This window comes from Plantactinospora sp. B5E13, from assembly GCF_039871775.1.
Classification (GTDB): domain Bacteria; phylum Actinomycetota; class Actinomycetes; order Mycobacteriales; family Micromonosporaceae; genus Plantactinospora.
On sequence record NZ_JBDPLT010000061.1, the window covers coordinates 1 to 16,585 of the forward strand.

At 71.7% G+C, this 16,585-nt stretch carries 14 protein-coding genes; 6 read left to right on the forward strand and 8 right to left on the reverse strand.

Annotated elements, in window-relative coordinates; genetic code table 11:
• Positions 1-202: 202 nt before the first annotated feature.
• The 3 genes from ABGB05_RS33145 to ABGB05_RS33155 all read right to left on the reverse strand — a co-directional run bounded on the left by ABGB05_RS33145 (position 203) and on the right by ABGB05_RS33155 (position 6,076).
• The gene (locus ABGB05_RS33145) at positions 203-3,634 is read right to left on the reverse strand and encodes a S8 family serine peptidase (protein ID WP_347657905.1); all 3,432 of its coding nucleotides are present in this window, start codon (positions 3,632-3,634) and stop codon (positions 203-205) included.
• Positions 3,635-3,778: 144 nt separating this feature from the next.
• On the reverse strand, positions 3,779-5,056 hold the full coding sequence (kynU, locus tag ABGB05_RS33150) for a kynureninase (RefSeq protein WP_347657906.1): 1,278 nt from the start codon (positions 5,054-5,056) through the stop codon (positions 3,779-3,781).
• A 117-nt stretch (positions 5,057-5,173) separates the two neighbouring features.
• Positions 5,174-6,076: a tryptophan 2,3-dioxygenase family protein gene (locus tag ABGB05_RS33155; RefSeq protein ID WP_347657907.1), complete on the reverse strand. Its 903-nt coding sequence runs from the start codon at positions 6,074-6,076 to the stop codon at positions 5,174-5,176.
• A gap of 206 nt (positions 6,077-6,282) precedes the next feature.
• On the opposite strand from ABGB05_RS33155, the gene ABGB05_RS33160 reads away from it, so the two are divergent.
• The 3 genes from ABGB05_RS33160 to ABGB05_RS33170 all read left to right on the forward strand — a co-directional run bounded on the left by ABGB05_RS33160 (position 6,283) and on the right by ABGB05_RS33170 (position 8,511).
• Complete coding sequence (locus ABGB05_RS33160) at positions 6,283-6,792, forward strand: Lrp/AsnC family transcriptional regulator (RefSeq protein ID WP_347657943.1); 510 nt, start codon at positions 6,283-6,285, stop codon at positions 6,790-6,792.
• A 247-nt stretch (positions 6,793-7,039) separates the two neighbouring features.
• On the forward strand, positions 7,040-7,561 hold the full coding sequence (locus ABGB05_RS33165; RefSeq protein ID WP_347657908.1) for a hypothetical protein: 522 nt from the start codon (positions 7,040-7,042) through the stop codon (positions 7,559-7,561).
• A 107-nt stretch (positions 7,562-7,668) separates the two neighbouring features.
• The gene (locus ABGB05_RS33170) at positions 7,669-8,511 is read left to right on the forward strand and encodes a class F sortase (protein ID WP_347657909.1); all 843 of its coding nucleotides are present in this window, start codon (positions 7,669-7,671) and stop codon (positions 8,509-8,511) included.
• A 44-nt stretch (positions 8,512-8,555) separates the two neighbouring features.
• Here ABGB05_RS33170 and ABGB05_RS33175 read toward each other — a convergent pair whose 3' ends face one another.
• Positions 8,556-9,089, reverse strand: a complete 534-nt coding sequence (locus ABGB05_RS33175; protein ID WP_347657910.1) for an HNH endonuclease — start codon at positions 9,087-9,089, stop codon at positions 8,556-8,558.
• 399 nt (positions 9,090-9,488) lie between these two features.
• Here ABGB05_RS33175 and ABGB05_RS33180 point away from each other — a divergent pair, with 399 nt between their 5' ends.
• The 3 genes from ABGB05_RS33180 to ABGB05_RS33190 all read left to right on the forward strand — a co-directional run bounded on the left by ABGB05_RS33180 (position 9,489) and on the right by ABGB05_RS33190 (position 12,847).
• A complete protein-coding gene (locus ABGB05_RS33180; RefSeq protein WP_347657944.1) occupies positions 9,489-10,532 on the forward strand; it encodes a mechanosensitive ion channel domain-containing protein in 1,044 nt (347 codons plus the stop codon).
• A gap of 370 nt (positions 10,533-10,902) precedes the next feature.
• On the forward strand, positions 10,903-12,273 hold the full coding sequence (locus tag ABGB05_RS33185) for an MFS transporter (RefSeq protein ID WP_347657911.1): 1,371 nt from the start codon (positions 10,903-10,905) through the stop codon (positions 12,271-12,273).
• A 142-nt stretch (positions 12,274-12,415) separates the two neighbouring features.
• Positions 12,416-12,847 carry a globin gene (locus tag ABGB05_RS33190; protein WP_347657912.1) on the forward strand — a complete coding sequence of 144 codons (432 nt, stop codon included), beginning with the start codon at positions 12,416-12,418 and terminating at the stop codon, positions 12,845-12,847.
• Position 12,848: 1 nt separating this feature from the next.
• On the opposite strand, the gene ABGB05_RS33195 is transcribed toward ABGB05_RS33190, so the two are convergent.
• From ABGB05_RS33195 to ettA, 4 genes are all read right to left on the reverse strand, one after another.
• Positions 12,849-13,433, reverse strand: a complete 585-nt coding sequence (locus ABGB05_RS33195; protein ID WP_347657913.1) for a YbjN domain-containing protein — start codon at positions 13,431-13,433, stop codon at positions 12,849-12,851.
• 149 nt (positions 13,434-13,582) lie between these two features.
• On the reverse strand, positions 13,583-14,377 hold the full coding sequence (locus ABGB05_RS33200) for a hypothetical protein (protein WP_347657914.1): 795 nt from the start codon (positions 14,375-14,377) through the stop codon (positions 13,583-13,585).
• Positions 14,374-14,877, reverse strand: a complete 504-nt coding sequence (locus tag ABGB05_RS33205; protein ID WP_347657915.1) for a thioesterase family protein — start codon at positions 14,875-14,877, stop codon at positions 14,374-14,376. The genes ABGB05_RS33200 and ABGB05_RS33205 overlap by 4 nt, the downstream gene beginning before the upstream one ends.
• Positions 14,870-16,546 (reverse strand): energy-dependent translational throttle protein EttA, encoded by a 1,677-nt coding sequence (gene ettA, locus ABGB05_RS33210; RefSeq protein ID WP_347657916.1) that lies wholly within the window; start codon positions 16,544-16,546, stop codon positions 14,870-14,872. Before ettA ends, ABGB05_RS33205 begins: the two co-directional genes overlap by 8 nt.
• Positions 16,547-16,585 lie beyond the last annotated feature (39 nt).

Sequence of the window (16,585 nt, forward strand, 5' to 3'; positions counted from 1 at the left end):
CCCCCCCCCCCCCGACCCCCACCGCAACACGGCCCCCGGCCCCAGCACAACACGGCCCCCGAGCCGCACCACAAACACGCCCCCCGACCACCACCCTGACCGGCCGACCCAGCGGACCGGCCGGCCGGAGACGTCGCCCCGGAGCAGCCCCCGGTGGGACCGACACGCGCCGGCCCCACCGGTCCCACGGATGGGCTGCCCGTCAGCGGGTGATCGCGTACGCCCGGATCACCGTCTGCCGCACGGTGTTGCCCGCCCGGTCGGTGGCGTCCGCCCGGAGCGAGACAAAACCGGCCCGGTCCGGGTGTTGGACCAGAACCACCCCGCTGCCGCCGAACGCCAGCACGGTGGCCTTGCGCCAGGTACGACCATCGTCGTACGAGACGTCCACCTTGAGAGACCGGACACCGGCGGCTCCGGAGTCCGGCTGCCGCTCGACGGAGACCGGGATGCCGAACCACCGGCCGGTCGGGGCGGCGTTCGCCTGGTTCAGCGGTGGGCTGAACCGCACACTGGACAGCGGCAGTCGGGCCGGTTCCTCTCCGGTGACGTGCCCGGACCGGAAGGTCCACGTCCCCTCGACCCGAGTGGAGTGGGTGAACGGGGCGCCCCGCTCCGCCTTCACCTCGACCCGGTAGCCGGCCTCGGCGGCCGGGACCTCGAAGATGCCACCGGTCTCGGGGGACTCGCCGATCTTCACGTCGTCGCGGTACACCGTCACCGACGCCGAGTCGATACGGGAACCGCCGGGACGGCCGGCGCCGTCACCGAACATCGGCGGTGCCACCAGGATCTCGTCCCCGAGCCGGCTGACCCAGGCTTCCGGCCACCGTGGCTGGGCCAGGGACGGCCCGAAGACGCCCTGGTTCCACTGGGCGCGGGTGACCGTGCCGGGCCGGTAGCGCAGCCCGCTCTCCTCGTAGAAGGAGAAGGTCTCCTCCCAGCCGTCCTCGCCGCGGACCCACTCCTCGAACATCCGATCCCACTGGACGCCGCCGTCGGTGTTGAAGTAGTCGGTCCGTTCGAACGGGGTGGTGAACGGCATCAGTGCCGTCCAGCCGCTCTCGATGACACCCGGCAGGATCGCCGTGTCGCCGGTCCAGGCGCCGCTGTCGGGTGCGGTGACGTGCCGGGCGTACCGCGACCTGACGGTGGCGAGGTCCGCAGGACGGATCGTCCGGGTCAGGCCGGTGAACAGTCCGCCGTCGCGGAACCAGCCCAGTTGGTAGAGGTACGGGCTGCCGGCGGGCGAACCCTCCTCGTCGACCTCGGCCCAGACGCCGGAGACCCGGCTGGCGAACCCGTCCACCGGGGCGCTGTCGCCGAGTTGGCCGGCGTACAGGGTGTCGCCGACGAAGCCGAGCAGGCTGAAGCCGGCGATCGCCTCAGGTCGTTGCAGCTCGGCGCTGACCTCGGCGAAGTACCGCTCGGCGTCGGCCCGGGGCACGGTCACCGCGATCTCGCCGGCCTTGGCCGCGTCCACCGTCACCGTCGTCGCCCCGGCCACCTCCAGGGTGGGCTGGGCCAGCAGACTGGTCTGGTGGACGGGATGCTCCGGGTCCTGCTCCGCCGGCTCGTCCTCGCCGACGAAACTGAGCAGCGTGTAACGACCCTTCGGCAGCCGCACGGTCGCCGTACCGGTGTCGGAGAAGGCGTCGTACGCCCGGAGGCCGACGCCGTCGTCGGCGAAGAGCGCGGTCCGGTAGTTGGTGGTCTCGGCGCCGGCCCGGTTGCGGTGTGTCACCGTGACGTCGTAGCTCTCCACCTCACGGTCGATCGCCAACGGGGTCTGCACGGCCGGGGTCCCGCCGGCGCTGGCCACCAGCCGTCCGGTGTAGTGGCCGTCCGGACCGGTGATCCGGGTGTCGGCGGTGACGGTCACCTCGACGGTCCCACCGGCCGGCACGGTCACCGTCGACGTGCTCAGGGTGAACATTCCGGCCGGGGCCGGTGCGCCCTGCGGTCCGGTCGCCGTGACCGCGAGGTCGAGCGTCGTCGGGCTGGTCCCGCTGTTGGTGTAGGTGACGGTCTCGGTTGCCGGGCTGTCGTCGTCGTGCGGCCAGAGTTGCCGGTCGAAGCCGATGCTCGGCGGGTCGGTGACCAGGGTCTGGTTGACCGCCCGGGCCACGTCCACCCGTCCGGCGCCCTGCGCGTAGACGCTCAGGTCGGGGTGGGGCACCGCGGCGGCCATCAGGGTCGCCTTCAACGCCGGGCCCCGCAGCTGCGGGTACCGCTGCGCGACGATCGCCGCCGCGCCCGCGACGTGCGGCGCGGACATCGAGGTGCCGGAGGCGGCGACGTACGGCTCCGGGGTCTCGCCGGGGAAGGCGTCGGAGCTGCGGGCGGCGACGATCTCCACACCCGGGGCGGTGATCTCTGGTTTGAGGCCGCCGTCGCCGACCCGGGGTCCCCGGCTGGAGAAGTCGGCGAGGTTGTCGTCGCGGTCGACCGCGCCGACCGCGAGCGCCGCGTCCGCGCTGGCCGGCGAGCCGACGGTGCCCTCGGCTCCGGCGTTGCCGGCGCTGATCACGAAGAGCGTGCCGTGTTCGGCGGTGAGGGTGTTGACGGCCTCCTCGACCGGGTCGACCTCGGGGCCGTCCATGCCGCCCAGGCTGAGGTTGACCACCGTGGCGCCCTGCTCGGCGGCCCACTGCATGCCGGCGAGGATCCACGACTCGGCGCAGCCGAACTCGGCGCAGACCTTGCCGTCGAGCAGCTTCGCGCCGGGCGCGACGCCCCGGTTCCGTCCCTCGGAGGCGGCGCCGGTGCCGGCGATGGTCGAGGCGACGTGGGTGCCGTGTCCGTACCGGTCGAGGTCGTCCTCCTCGCCCTCGGTGAAGTTCGCCTGCCCGACCACCTGCCCGGCGAGGTCCGGGTGGTCGGCGTCGATTCCGCTGTCGAGTACCGCGACGGTGACGCCGGCGCCGTCCAGTCCGGCCTGCCAGGCGGCGGGTGCGCCGATCTGCGGCACGCTGTGTTCCAGGGTGGGTTTGCGCAGCCCGTCGAGCCAGACGGTGGAGAGTCCACGGCGCGCACCGGCGTCCCCCGCCCCGCCGGCGATGTCCCGCCAGAGGTCGGCCAGCCGTGGCTTGGCCGCCCGGACCGCGGCGCCGTCGACCGCCGACAGTTCCCGTACCACCTCGGCGCCGTGCCGCCGGGCCACCGCCGCACTCCGCGCCGCACCGCCTGCGCTGGCGACTCCAGAGGCTCCGGAGGCTCCAGAGGCTCCGGAGGTGAGGATCAGCGGCAGGTCGGTACGGCGGTCGTCGTAGCCGAACTCCAGCAGGGTGGTGACGTCGAAGAGCCGGGCGTCGACCTGGCCGGCCCGGACCAGGGGTACGGCGTCCGCCGGCACCACGTGCAGCCGCCCGTCGCGCCGGTACGCCTGGATCGGGATGCCGGTCCGACCGGGGCCGGGCCGGACCGACGGGTTGCCGTGCCGGTTCACGGTGATCCGGTCGCCGGTGAGCAGGGTGACCGTGCGGGCCGGCTGGACCGCCTGGTGAGTCGGTGTGCCCCGGGTCGGCTCGTCTGCGCCGGGTGCGGCGCCGGCCGGGCCGGCCAGCCCGCCGATCGATACGACAAGGGCGGCGGTCAGCAGACCGCCGCCCCACCTTGTCGATCTTGCTGTCATCTGTCCTCCTGTGCCGGGTTGTGACGTTTTCCGGAACATATAGAGGACAGTCTGTAGCCAGGGAAGGTTGCGTCGGATGTACGTCGATTCCTTCGGCGCGTCACTTCCCAGACCAGAGCCGAGATCGGCTCACCTTGGGACGGGTTACCCCTCCTCGACGAGGTGCGCCAGCGCGTCGGCCGCACGCCAGCAGTCGTGGTACGTCGAGTACAGCGGCACCGGCGCCAACCGGATGATGTCCGGCTCCCGGTCGTCGACGAGTACGCCGTACTCGTGGGAGAGCCGCTTGGTCAGCTCGGCCGCGCCACCCCGGCCGACCCGGACGGAGAGCTGGCAGCCGCGCCGCTCCGGGTTCCGGGGGGTGATCACCTCGATCGGCCGGGTCGGGGTGATCCGGTCGAGCAGGTCTTCGAGATAGCCGGTCAGCCGGAGGCTGCGGGCCCGCAGCGTGGTCATCCCGACCTCGTCGAAGATCGCCAACGAGGTACGCATCGGGGCCATCGCCAGCACCGGAGGGTTGGAGATCACCCAGGCGTCGGCGGTGGCCGGCGGGCGGGAGACCGGAGCCATCTCGAACCGGGTCGCCTCGTCCGTGCCCCACCAGCCCTCGAACCGGTTGACCGCCGGGTCGCCGAGGTGTCGTTCGTGGACGAACGCCCCGGCCAGCGAACCCGGCCCCGAGTTGAGGTACTTGTACGTGCACCAGGCGGCGAAGTCGACGTCCCAGTCGTGCAGGGCGAGCGGCACGTTCCCGACCGCGTGTGCGAGATCCCAGCCGATCAGCGCACCGGCCCGGTGGCCGGCGTCGGTGATCACCGGGATGTCCAGCACCTCTCCGGTGAGGTAGTTGACCCCGCCGAGCAGGACCAACGCCACCCGGTGCCCCTCCCGGTCGAGGTACCCGACCACGTCCTCGGTCCGCAGCGTCTCCTCGCCCGGGCGGGGACGCAGCCGTACCACCACCTCGTCCGGGTCGAGGCCGTGGTGCCGGGCCTGGCTGCGTACGGCGTAGCTGTCCGACGGGAAGGCGCCGTCCTCGATCAGGATCCGGTCCCGGCCCGGGGTCGGGCGGTAGAACGACACCATCAGCAGGTGCAGGTTGACGGTGAGCGAGTTCATCACCACGGTCTCGGCGGGCCGTGCCCCGACCAGCTTCGCGCTCGGCGCGGTGAGCAGCCTGTAGTACGGCACCCACGGCCGGGGGCCGGTGAAGTGGCCGGTCACCGCCCGGGTGGCCCAGGCGTCCAGCTCGGCCAGCAGGTCGGCCCGGGCTCCCTTGGGCTGCAACCCGAGGGAGTTGCCGACCAGGTACGCCGCCTCGGCGTACCGGCCCCCCTCGGCCGGCGGTACGTGGAACAGGTCCCGGTGGCCGCGGTCGTCCTCGTCGAGCCGACGCGCGGTCTCCTCACCCGGAATGGTCATGCTGTCTCGCTCCCGTTCTGTCCTCGCCCGGTCACCGCCGGTCGCCTCACCCTGCCACCCGCCGGTCACCGCCGGCGCCTCGCCCGGCCGCCCACCCTGCCGCCGGCGGTCGACCGGTCACATCTCGGTGCGCGCCGCCCACAGCTCCGGGAAGACCTCCCGGTCCATGCTGCGCCGCAGCCAGGCGGCACCGGCCGAGCCGCCCGTGCCGACCTTGGCGCCCATTGTCCGGCGTACCGCCCTGAGGTGGTGGTGACGCCAGTCGTCGAACTGGTCGGCGATCTCGGTCAACGCCTCGCCCAGCAGGCGGAGGTGGTTCTCCGGCCCGGTGTCGGCGTAGATCTCCACCCAGGCCGCGACCACCTCGGGGCTCGGCGCCACCTCGGCGGCGAAGTCCCGGTCCAGCAGGTCGGCCGGGATGTCCCGACCCTGCCGGGCCAGCAGCGCGGTCACCTCGTCCCAGACGCTGGGCGTGCGCAGCGCCTCGACCAGCTCGGCGTGGACCTTCGGCTGCCGGCGGAACGGCCGGACCAGCGACTCGGTCTTGAGGCCGAGCAGGAACTCCAGGTGGCGGTACATCGCGGACTGGAACCCCGAGCCCTCGCCGAGCAGGTTCCGGAACCGGTTGAAGTCGGCCGGGGTCATCCAGCGCAGTCCCCGCCAGGCCGCGTTCAGCCCCTCCAGGTGCAGCCCGGCCCGGCGCAGCGGCGCCAGGGCGCCCCAGACGTCGTCGGCACGTAGCCGCTCCCGCGCCTCCCGCAGCTCGAAGCAGGTCAGCCCGAAGTACAGCTCCATGATCTGACTGATCATCAGGAACGACATCTCGCCGGGGTCCCGGCTCAGCGTCTGCTGCAGGCTGTGCAGCGTGGTGGCGTGCACGTACGCGTCGTACGGCAGCGGTTCGGTGAACTCGAGGGTCGGCTCGCCGTGGTTGGCCACCGCCCGGGCGAGCCGTTGTTCGGCACTCGCCGGCCGGACCCGTGGCCGCTCGGCAAGCCGCTGTCGCGGGGTTGTTCTCATCGCCTCGCCTCTCTCGTACCCCGGGAGCTGGGGTGACCCGGCCCGGACAAGGTGATGATCTCTCCGTCGGGCCACGGAACGGAATGCCGGACCAACGGCGATTGACGCGCCAGGGTTACGGGTCGTTCGGTGATTCGGGCTGATCGCTTAACGTTCGTAAGGTGGTCAACGGATTGTTGGCCCACGGTACGGAGGGTGGTCGGATCGTGGACGAGATGGACTGGTCCCTGCTCAGGGAGTTGCAGGCCGATGCCCGGCTCTCCTACAGCGAGCTCTCCCGTCGGGTCCACCTCTCCCCGCCCGCGGTCGCCGAGCGGGTACGCCGACTCGAGGAGTCCGGGGTGATCACCGGATACCACGCGCACGTGGACCTGGCCCGGGCCGGGCGGAACGTGGTGGCGATGATCAGGATGTCCTGTTACGGACCGCGCTGCATCCTCCGCGACCCCGCCGTGCCCGGCTGGCCGGAGATCCTGGAGGTGCACCGGATCACCGGTGACGCGTGCAGTCTGCTGAAGGTCGCGACCGGCTCGATCGAGGCGTTCGAGCGGGTGATCGACCGACTCGCCCCGTACGGGCAGCCGTCCAGCACGATGGTGCTCTCCAGCCCGCTCGCCTGGGATCCGGTGGAGCCGATCCGCCCCGACCCACCGGCCCCGCCGGGCACAGCGGTCACCACCGACGCCCCGGCCGGCGCCGACACCTCGCCCGGCTGAGCCGCCGGCCACCGCCCCGCCCCACGCTCCGGACCCGCCGTGCCGCGCTGAACCGACCGGCTACCGCTCCGGACCCGCCGTGCCGCGCTGCGCCGCCGGTTGCCGCTCCTCGGCGGGCCCGGCGGCGTGTGTCCGCCGCACCGGTGGGAACACCGGTCAGGACGGACGGCCGCCGCCGACCTGCCGCAGACGGCGTGCGGCGGGCACCGGCGGCACGCCCGCCGGGAGGGCCGGAAGGGGAGGAGCCATGAACGCTGCCAGGATCGTCGGCCGCACGATCGCCGCCGGCGTGTTCGTCGCCGCCGCGCTGCCGGGGCCGTTCGGCGGTCACGCCGCACCGGCCTGGGCCGGACCGAACACCTTCGTGGAGGTCACCCCGAACACCGCCCAGGTGGGCACCCGGGTCAACCTCCGGGCGAGTTGCGACAACGCCAACAACCAGCAGGCGAACGTCCAGTCGGACGCGTTCGGCCGGGTCGTCGTCCGGCCCGACAACGGCTTCCTCACCGGTTCGGTGACGATTCCGGGCAACAAGGCTCCCGGCCCGTACGCGGTGAACCTGCACTGCCCGAACAACGACCGGGCCACCACCACGCTCACCGTGGTCAACATGAGCCAGGGCAGTCAGGGTCCGGCCACCGGTGGCGGCGGCACGGCCGGCGGTATGGCCGGTCCGCTGATCGTGGTCGGCGGGCTCGGCATCGTCGCGCTCGGGGTCGGCTTCGGGCTGTTCGGCCGGCAGCGTCGGCGTAGCGAACTGGGCGGCTGACCGGCGCCCGGCGATCCGCCCCTGGAATCCGGGTCGACCGGGAGCCGGACGATCGCGGTCCGGTGACCCGGTGTCGACCCGGAGCAGCTGACTGACTCGGAGCGAAGATGACCCGCTCTTCCACGGCCGACGGCACGTGGCGGGGCCGGGCCGCACGCTGGCGGAGCCGGGCCGACCGGTGGCGGCGGCGCGCCGGCCGGGTCGTGGCCCGTACCGCCCGCCAGGCCACCGCGGCGAGCGTCACCAGCCCGGATCCGCAGGACCGTACCCCGCCCGGCACGCTGGACGTCGTACCGGCGGTCCGGCCCGACCGGGGCGGATCGGTGCGGCGGCGGACGCGCCGGCCCGGCCCGGTGCCGATCGTCACGCTGTTGATCGGCCTGCTCGTCACCGCCTTCGGCGTCCAGCACGTCACCGGCATCACCCTGTTGCCGAGCGGCTTGATCTTCGGCGCCCAGGCGCCGCCCCGGAAGTTCCCGGTACTCGAGTCGAGTCCACCGGTGGAGATCGACATCCGGGCGCTGGGCCTGGCCGCACCGGTCCACCCGGTCGGAGTGGCGGCCGACGGCACCATCGAGGTGCCCGCGTCGGACCGCCGCGACGAGGCCGGCTGGTACGACCAGAGCCCGACCCCGGGCCAGTACGGGCCCTCGGTGATCGTCGGCCACGTCGACACGACGACCGGACCGGCCGTCTTCCACGGCCTCAGCGGACTACGCCCGGGTACGAAGATCGAGGTCGCCCGGGAGGACGGGTCCGTCGCGATCTTCGCGGTCAACTCGGTCAAGCGGTTCAACAAGTCGCAACTGCCGGTGGACCGGGTCTACGGCGACTTCAGTCGACCGGCGCTGCGTCTGATCACCTGCGGTGGGCGGTGGGTGGGCGGGTCCACCGGGTACGCCGACAACGTTGTCGTCTTCGCCTCCCTGGTCTCCGCCCGCCGACCGTGAACTGGTCTCCGCCCGTCGAACCGTCCGCCGGTCTCCCACGGCTCTCAGGCGGCCTCGGCCTCGCGCAGGTCCAGCCAGTCGGCCCAGCGCGGGTCCGGGGCACGGTGCCCGAGCACCCGCCAGGCCATCCCCTTCGGGGCGGTCGGCAGGGTGTGCAGCCGCCAACCCAGTTCGGCGGGGGTCTTGTCGCCCTTGGTGTGGTTGCACCTGGCGCAGGCCGCGACGACGTTCTCCCAGGCATGCCGGCCGCCCCGGCTGCGCGGGAAGACGTGGTCGATGGTCTCGGCCGGCCCGCGGCAGTAGACGCAGCGCCAGTTGTCGCGGGCGAAGACGGCCCGCCGGGAGAGCCCGACGTGGGTCCGGTAGGGTACCCGGACGAAGCGGGTCAGTCGTACCACCGACGGCACCGGGAGCGCGTTGCGGGCACTGTGCAGCACGCCCTCCCCGTCGGCCACACAGACCGCTTTCGCGGAGAGGACCAGGATCGCGGCTCGACGCACCGAAACGACACACAGCGGCTCGTAAGTGGCATTGAGCACCAAAGCTCCAGAGCCCACCGTGGGTCGTATGTCAGGCATCGTGCTCACCCTCTCGGCTGTGGTCTCGTCCGCTCCCTGTCGCCCGGCGATGCCGGCCGCGCTCCGGGTGCCCGTTTCCGGCCAGCATCGACCGACAGGCCACCGGAATCGCGGCCGACGCCGGCCGATCACCGGCGTCCGTGCGCCAATAGTCCCCGATAGGTGCCGCGAATGCACGTACTAATCGGGGGTCCCTGCGGAAAGCTCTCACGTCGCGTGGCAGGATGACCGGTTCCGTCCGATCAGCCGGGCCCGGATCCGGCCGGCGCGGGTGGGAGCCCGACCCCTTCGCCACCCGGCCGGCCCCCGGGATGAGCGGGACCTCCGCCACCGGTTGGCGGGTCGGGCGACAGCACCCGGCGGCCGTACGGTACTAAGGCATTCGTGAACCCCGCGACGATGACCGCCGCCGTCCTCGGCATGCCGGCTGCCGAGACGACGCCCGATCCCGAGCCGAGCTGCCTGGACGACTTCGCGTGCAAGCAGATCTGGAACTGGACGAAGTCCGAGTGGTTCGCCGAGGGCAGCAACTATCTGATCGTCAAGCCGCTCACCATCCTGCTCATCCTGCTGCTCGCGTTCCTGCTCCGGTACCTGCTGCACCGCACCATCAACCGGCTGGTACGGAGCACCTCCGAGAGCAAGATCCCGGCGGTGCTCAAGCCGCTGCGGGAGCGCATCCCCACCGCCGCGCCCGACCCGGAGGCGATCTATCCGGAACGACGCCGGCAGCGGGCCGAGGCGATCGGTTCGGTGCTGCGCAGCATGACCACCGCGGTGGTCTTCGCCATCGCCGTCCTGCAGGTCCTCAGCGAACTCAGCTTCAACCTCGCACCGCTGCTGGCCAGTGCCGGCATCGCCGGCGTGGCCCTCGGCTTCGGCGCCCAGACGCTGGTCAAGGATCTGATCGCCGGCCTGTTCATGCTGCTCGAGGACCAGTACGGCGTCGGTGACGTCGTCGACCTCGGGGAGGCGACCGGGGTGGTCGAGTCGGTGGGTCTGCGGATCACCACGGTCCGGGACGCGCGGGGTGTGGTCTGGTACATCCGCAACGGGGAGATCATCCGGGTCGGCAACAAGAGCCAGGGCTGGGCGATGGTCATCGTCGACATGCCGATCGGCTTCGCCCGGACCGAGGAGGCGACCGCGGTGCTGAAGACCGCCGCCGCGTCGGTCGCGGTGGACCCGGAACTCGCGCCCGAACTCGTCGAGCCGCCCGAGGTGGTCGGAGTCGAACAGATCACCGTGGACGGAGCGGTGATCCGTACGGTCGCCAAGACCACGGCCGAGGGTCAGCTTCCGGTCTCCCGGGAACTGCGCCGCCGGCTTGCCGAGGCGCTGGAGAACTCCGGCATCACCGCCGGCATCGCGGCCACCCGGATGTTCCCGCGTCCCGCCACGCCCCCGGAGGACGGCGGCACCGGACAGGGCGGCGCGACCTGAGCGGAAGCTCCGCACGCAGCAGGGCGGCACACCTGGCCGGACCCTGCCCGCACCGCCGCCTCCCGGCGCACCCTCCGTGCGTCGCCGGAACCGGCGCGCCCGTGGCAACGAGGTTCCGGCACCGAACGGCGCCGGGCATCCGCCGGTCGCACAGGGGTCGCGTACCTTGTCGATGGTCGGGTATCGTCCGTTCGACCAGTCGGAGATGCGACGATCTACCCGTTCGCCCTAGCCAGTTGTCATACGATCGGGCAGAATCCAGGACAAGCTCCCAGTCGGAGTGTAACGAAGACCTCGCTGATCCGAACGTTTGACGTTCCCGGCAGCCCCATCACATTGGTCAGCGGTCGAGAACGATGGAGGCCCATCGGTGTCCGAGGAGACACAGGTTCCTGAGCGGCCAGCTACCTTCCGCGAGGTGTTCACCGAGGGTGAGTTCCGCTCGGTCTACCTGGCCGTGGTGCTGACCTGGGCCGGTGACTACATCGCCAAGGCGGCGATCACCATGCTGGTCTTCCAGCAGACCAACTCGGTCGCCCTCTCCGCCGCCGCGTTCGCGACGAGTTACCTCCCCTGGCTGCTCGGTGGCCCACTGCTCACCACGCTCGCCGACCGGTACCCGTACCGGACGGTCATGGTGGTCTGTGACCTCGCCCGGATGCCGCTCTTCCTCGTCCTCGCGCTCGTCGACCTGCCGGTCGGCGTACTGCTCGGACTGCTCTTCGTGTCCACCCTGGCGGCCGCGCCGAGCCAGGCCTCCCGGTCGGCGATGGTGCCCCTGATCCTCCGGGGCGACCGGCTGGTGGTCGGGCTGTCGCTGTTCAGCAGCAGCAGCCAGGCGTCCCAGATCGGCGGGTACGTCGCCGGCTCGTCCATCGCGTTGTACAGCCCGAGGCTCGCCCTGCTGATCAACGCCGTCATGTTCGGGCTCTCCGCGTTGATCATCTGGACCGGGGTACGACACCGGCCGCCGGCTCCCCGGGAGACTCCGAACCACCTGCTCCGGGACACCGCGGCCGGGTTCCGCCTGGTGTTCGGGACCCCGACACTCCGGGCGATCGCGATCCTGATCTTCTCCTCGATGCTGTTCGCCATCGTTCCCGAGGGTCTCGCCGCCGCCTGGGCCAGCGATCTGGCCGAAAAGCAGGGCGACCATCCGGAGCTCATCCAGGCGCTGATCATGGCCTCCGTGCCGACCGGTTCCGTCATGGGCGCCCTGCTGGTCGGCCGGGTCATCCGACCGGCCCGGCGTCAGGCACTGATCCGTCCGTTCGCGGTCCTCGCCCCGCTGGCTCTGGTCCCGGCCCTGTTGAGCCCTTCGCCGGTGATCGTGGCACTGCTGGCGGCGGTCGCCGGGTTCGCGGTGACCGGCCTGATCCCGGTGACCAACGCCCTCTTCGTCCAGGCTCTCCCGGACGGTTACCGGGCCCGGGCATTCGGCGTGATGAACACCGGCATGCAGGCCATCCAGGGGACCGCTGTCCTGATCACCGGTGTGCTCGCGGAGCGGTTCCCGCTCCACCGGGTGGTCGGTCTCTGGAGTGTCGCCGGGGTGCTGCTCATGCTGCTGCTGGCCGCCCGGTGGCCACAACCGGACCGGTTCACCGCCGCGATCGCGCGGGCCCGGGAGGCACGACCCACCGGTACGGAGACGTCGGCGACGCCGACCGGGAAACACCCGTTGACCGGCCCCCCCGGACCCCGGCCGCCCTCCTCCGAGGCCGGGATCGGAGCGGTCTGACCAGCCGGGCCGTCGCACGGCCGGGGTAAGGTCCGTCGGGCCGTCGCACGGCCACGGCAAGGCAGCCCGGTGTGAGGCAGCCCGCACCCGGCGCGGGGTTCCGACACCACGGGATCGTCGGCTCGGGTGGCAGGATGGACCCGTGAACCCCGCAGGCGAGCGTGAACAGGTCGACCCGGCCCCCAGCTTCTACGAGGCGGTCGGCGGCGAGCCGACCTTCCGCCGTCTGGTCGACGAGTTCTACGCCGGCGTGGCGACCGATCCGGTGCTCCGGCCGATGTACCCGGAGGCCGACCTGGGTCCGGCCGCGGAGCGGCTGACCCTCTTCCTGGCCCAGTACTGGGGTGGCCCCAACACCTACTCGGCCCAGCGCGGCCACCCCCGGCTGCGGATGCGTCATGCCCCGTTCCGGGTCGGACCGGTGGAGCGGGACGCCTGGCTGCACCACATGCGTCGGGCCGTGGACAGTCTCGACCTCCCGGCCGAGCAGGCCGAGACCCTGTGGCAGTACCTGGAGCGGGCCGCCTACTTCATGGTCAACACGATGGACGAAACCCCGGGACCGGTGGGCTGACCTACAGCAGGGCACCCTCGTCGTGCAGCCAGTCGACGAAGGTCGTCGCCACCGCGGCACCGCAGTCCAGCATCTCCACCAGTAACGCGTCGTGGGCGCCGGCGCTGAGCGGCACCTGCAGCTCCGCGTAGATCGGCAACTGTCCCCGCTCGGTGGGGTCGCCGACGTACGCCTTGCAGAACCGCCGGGTGTGGTTCCACTCGTTGACCACCCGGAAGGCCCGGTCGGCCCAGTCCGGCGGAACCGTCGAGTGTGGACGGGCCCGCATCACCAGGATCTCGTCGTCCGGCCCCTCGATGGCGAAGAGCACCGCGTGCCGCTCCCACATCGCCAACAGGCTGCCGTCGCCGTCCGCGAGATAACGGATGTCGAGCAGGTCGAGTGCCTCCGCCACCCGGCGCAGCGTTACCGGTGCGATGACCGCGGGCCCCTCCGTCAACGTGGCCCGGTCCCTGGGCCGGGAATCATGCTCCGGCTCCCGTGGGGCCGGCGGGCCGACCCGGACGGCACCCTCCGACGGAATCCTGCTTCGCGTTTCCGGCTCAGCGCCACCGGCGTGGCCGGGACGCCATGACCACCACGGCATCGCTTGCGCACCTCGCTCCCCAGCGGATCCACGCGCCTACGTTGCGTGGGATCCGAGGCCCGACGGTACCCGGACAGCCGGCTTGAAGCATCCCCCCAACGACACGCCCAGGCTGAATGGACCATCGCCCCTCGGCTGTTCGGAGGACCTTACGCTGGCCGGATCGCGAACTGGCTGGCGTTCCGTGACCAAGCGACTCCGAATGGTGCCGCCAGTCCCACCCATCGGCCCACGGTTCGCACCTGTACGGCGTCCAAATCGGACGAACCGGGGGAACCGAGAAAACCCATCCGGACGATTCCCTGGACGAGTCGTTGCGACACCTCGATCCGCCCGGTGTCGGCGGTCGGCGCCGACCCGGCGGAACCGGCCGAACCGATCGGCGCAGACCCGGCCGAGGCCGATCCGGCCGCCGCAGACCCGGCCGAGGCCGGCCCGGTCACCACCACCGCGACGTGGTCGAGCAGCGCGTCCCGCAGCGCCCGCTGACCCACCGCCCGGCCGGCGACCCCCTCGGTCGCCGCCGTCCGCAGGGTCCCGGCCGCCGCCTCGGCGATCCGCCGCAACTCGGTTCCGGCGATCCGTTCCACCACCACACCCGGGCTCGGGGGCAGCGGCCAGCGCCAGTCGGTGTCCCGACGGCGCGGCAGCGTGGCGTCGTCGCGGCCCAGTACGGCGAGCAGTTCGGCCGCCGAGACCGTGGCGTCACCCGGTCCCGGCCCGGCCACCACCCGGCCGACCAGCACACCCCAGGGCAGCCACGCCCAGAGCTGGGTACGTTCGGCGGGGCCGGCCGCACCGGCACCGGCACCGGTCGAGCGCAGCCGGACCAGGGCGGCCGGATCGAACCGGGCCACCCGGGCCAGGAACGCCCCGGCGTCGGCACGTCCGGAGAGCCGGTGCCGGTCGCTCACCGCCCCGACCCGCTCGTCACGGTCACTCACCGCGCCGCCCGGGCCCGCTCACCACCGCTTCCCTCCGGCTCGACCAGGTACGGCCGCAGGAACTCCTGCTCCGCCTCGGTCAACCGTCGGGGTCGCTGCTCCCGCAGGTCGAACGGTACGAGCACGGACTTCGCCCGGCTGGCCAGCACGTCGCCGTCGTACAGCTCGTAGCCGATGGTGAACCGGGACTGCCGCAGGTCCTCGACCCACATCTCGATCCGTACCGTCGGTGCCCGGTCCACACCGGCCCGTCGCAGGGCGTACCCGACCGGACGCAGGTAGTCGATCTCGTGTCGGGCGATCACCACACCCTCGGAGAACGACCCCACCCCGGCCGCCTGCCCGCCGGCGAAGACCAGTGCCACCCGCGCCTCCTCGTAGAGGGTGAGGAAGCGCGCGTTGTTGATGTGCCCGTACGCGTCCAGATCGGACCAGCGCAGCGTGCACTCGTAGGCGTACCGGGCCACCGACGGGCGTTCGGCCTCGACCTGACTAGTCACGGGTGAGCTTGCGGTAGGTGACCCGGTGTGGCCGGGCCGCGTCCGCGCCGAGCCGGTCGACCTTGTTCTTCTCGTACGCCTCGAAGTTGCCCTCGAACCAGAACCACTTCGCCGGGTTCTCGTCGTCGCCCTCCCAGGCCAGGATGTGGGTGGCGACCCGGTCCAGGAACATCCGGTCGTGCGAGATGACCACGGCGCAGCCGGGGAACTCCAGCAGCGCGTTCTCCAGCGAGCCGAGGGTTTCGACGTCCAGGTCGTTGGTCGGCTCGTCGAGCAGGATGACGTTCCCGCCGATCTTCAGGGTCAGCGCCAGGTTGAGCCGGTTCCGCTCGCCGCCGGAGAGGACCTTGGTCGGCTTCTGCTGGTCGGGGCCCTTGAAGCCGAAGGCGGCGACGTACGCCCGGGACGGCATCTCGACCTTGCCGACCATCAGGTGGTCGAGTCCGTCCGAGACGGTCTCCCAGAGCGTCTTGTCCGTGGCCAGGCCGGAACGGTTCTGGTCGACGTACGACAGGGAAACCGTCTCACCGATCTTGACGGTGCCGGCGGTCGGCTGCTCCAGCCCGACGATGGTCTTGAACAGGGTGGTCTTGCCGACGCCGTTCGGTCCGATGATGCCGACGATGCCGTTGCGGGGCAGCGAGAAGCTGAGGTTGTCGATCAGCACCCGGTCGCCGAACGCCTTGCGCAGGCCGTTCACCTCGATGACGGTGTTGCCCAGTCGCGGGCCCGGCGGGATCTGGATCTCCTCGAAGTCCAACTTGCGGGTCTTCTCCGCCTCGTTGGCCATCTCGTCGTAGCGGTCGAGCCGGGCCTTGGACTTGGTCTGCCGCGCCTTGGCGTTGGACCGGACCCACTCCAGTTCCTCGCTGAGCCGCTTCTTCAGCTTGGCGTCGCGGCGTCCCTCGATGGCCAGCCGGGCGGCCTTCTTCTCGAGGTAGGTGGAGTAGTTGCCCTCGTAGCCGACGGCCCGGCCACGGTCGAGTTCGAGGATCCAGCCGGCCACGTTGTCCAGGAAGTACCGGTCGTGGGTGATCGCCATGACCGTGCCGGCGTACTTGGCGAGGTGCTGCTCCAACCACTGCACGCTCTCCGCGTCCAGGTGGTTGGTGGGCTCGTCGAGCAGCAGCAGGTCGGGGGCCTCCAGCAACAGCTTGCACAGCGCCACCCGGCGCCGCTCACCACCGGAGAGCTGCGTGACGTCGGCGTCCGGCGGCGGGCAACGCAGCGCGTCCATCGCGAGTTCGAGCTTGGAGTCGATGTCCCAGGCGTCGGCGTGGTCGAGTTCCTCCTGGAGCCGGCCCATCTCCTCCATCAGCTCGTCGGAGTAGTCGGTCGCCATCTGCTCGGCGATCTTGTTGAACCGCTCCAGCTTCGCCTTCGTCTCGGCGACCGCCTCCTCGATGTTGCCGAGCACGGTCTTGGCGTCGTTCAGCGGCGGTTCCTGGGCGAGCAGCCCGACGGTGTAGCCGGGCATCAGCCGGGCCTCGCCGTTGCTCGGCCGGTCCAGCCCCGCCATGATCTTGAGCAGGCTGGACTTACCGGCGCCGTTCGGCCCGACCACACCGATCTTGGCACCGGGCAGGAAGCTCAGCGTCACGTTGTCCAGCACGACCTTGTCGCCGTGCGCCTTGCGCGCCTTCTCCAGGACGTAGATGTACTGGGCCACGGTGCGGCCTACCTCCCACGGATGTTGGATCCCTGATGA

What these genes read in the sequence shown, in the direction of transcription:
- ABGB05_RS33145 (WP_347657905.1), bottom strand. Translation starts at nt 3,634, where the DNA reads ATGACAGCAAGATCGACAAGGTGGGGCGGCGGTCTGCTGACCGCCGCC.
- kynU (WP_347657906.1), bottom strand. Translation starts at nt 5,056, where the DNA reads ATGACCATTCCGGGTGAGGAGACCGCGCGTCGGCTCGACGAGGACGAC.
- ABGB05_RS33155 (WP_347657907.1), bottom strand. Translation starts at nt 6,076, where the DNA reads ATGAGAACAACCCCGCGACAGCGGCTTGCCGAGCGGCCACGGGTCCGG.
- ABGB05_RS33165 (WP_347657908.1), top strand. Translation starts at nt 7,040, where the DNA reads ATGAACGCTGCCAGGATCGTCGGCCGCACGATCGCCGCCGGCGTGTTC.
- ABGB05_RS33170 (WP_347657909.1), top strand. Translation starts at nt 7,669, where the DNA reads ATGACCCGCTCTTCCACGGCCGACGGCACGTGGCGGGGCCGGGCCGCA.
- ABGB05_RS33175 (WP_347657910.1), bottom strand. Translation starts at nt 9,089, where the DNA reads ATGCCTGACATACGACCCACGGTGGGCTCTGGAGCTTTGGTGCTCAAT.
- ABGB05_RS33180 (WP_347657944.1), top strand. Translation starts at nt 9,489, where the DNA reads ATGACCGCCGCCGTCCTCGGCATGCCGGCTGCCGAGACGACGCCCGAT.
- ABGB05_RS33195 (WP_347657913.1), bottom strand. Translation starts at nt 13,433, where the DNA reads ATGCCGTGGTGGTCATGGCGTCCCGGCCACGCCGGTGGCGCTGAGCCG.